This window comes from Desulfurococcus sp. (genome assembly GCF_038881575.1).
Classification (GTDB): Archaea; Thermoproteota; Thermoprotei_A; order Sulfolobales; family Desulfurococcaceae; genus Desulfurococcus.
Genome location: NZ_JAVZPN010000020.1, coordinates 1,617 through 2,909 on the forward strand (window position 1 = coordinate 1,617; position 1,293 = coordinate 2,909).

The 1,293-nt window shown below is 41.9% G+C and carries 1 protein-coding gene; it reads left to right on the forward strand.

Annotated features, from left to right (window positions below; genetic code table 11):
- Positions 1 to 1,293 (forward strand): hypothetical protein (locus tag QXV08_RS08820; protein WP_342821572.1); only part of this gene is annotated, 1,293 nt, incomplete at both ends.

Genomic DNA, 1,293 nt, shown 5'->3' on the forward strand with positions numbered 1-1,293 from the left:
TCCTCTCTAGGGAAGAAATAGAGTTTAGGGGTAGCACGGTTCAAGATTTAGTGATGATGCTTGCCGGAGGAGTCCCTGACTCACTTCTGAAGCGCATTAGCGACGCTATAGGATACCTGGAGAAAATGCCCTATGTGAACTCAACAGTCTATGAGGGCATCAACTACTACATTATGTCGCTTATTCCGGGTCCAGTGGAGCTGCTAGATTCCTTCTTAAAGGAGGAGAGGAGAAAAGCTGGTCTTGAGGCTGAAGACTACAGAGCTATAACATTTTACCTCGAAGAGCACATGACTAGACAGTATTCGCTCTCTGGCTACTTTCAAAGCTTCTCGGAAAAAAAGGCGCCACCAAAAGTAATTTTAGTTGACTGGGACTATATTTCAGGGGAAACTGAGAAGCCAAGGTTTATAGATTACCTCGACCATGACGCCTTTACCATTCTCGTAGCTTCACCATGGAGCATCGCTAAAAAATTGCTTGAGGGGACTAAACCCCAAGAACTAGGTGAAGAAGCTAAATCTATCGTCGAAAAATTTAGGAATAATATATCATCCCGCCTTAACCTTTTCGCCATAGTGGTTCCGGAATTCCGTTTAGAGGATCAAAAAGAACTGTGTGAATATATAGCGCAAGTTAATGCTTCTGCAAACCTGACAGAGTACATTAAGCCGAAAGACATTAAGGAAGTTAGGCGCAGGCGGCTGGATGTAGCTAAAAGGACTCCAACATATGATTTGCTTAGAACGCTCTATGAGGATGAAAAATCTTTCGAGGATATAATGATTGAGGTTATGGACGCAATGCTTCAAAAAATAGACAACTACGCCTCTAGAACTGCAATTGCTGCAATCCAAAATTACACGGCAAAGATGATAAGCTTATTTAACACGATCATATACTACGATCCAGGAAGCAAATCCATAAAGAAGGACAGGCTTTCAATAAGTTTAGAAACAATTAAAGATCTAAGGGATTTATACGGAGAGATCCCGTCCTGGATTGCCAGCGCTGTTAGTACAAAGTGCGGAGTAAAGGGCGTTGATGACTTGAGAGCCTCTCTATTGGATTACGTGAAAAACTACGCCGCAAAATACAAGGCCGATCTATTGAGTTGGAAAAGGCTCGAAATAGATGGGAAAGTAATAAAATTTGCTTTAGGTGGAGGGTGGCCTGAAATACCATTAAAACCGAAGTCAATAAGCATTGTTGAAACAGTAATTAAAAGTTTAGGCGGATCCTATGCTGTACCGGATCCTGAGATAAACTCGATTAAGGTTTCAGTTGAAGACC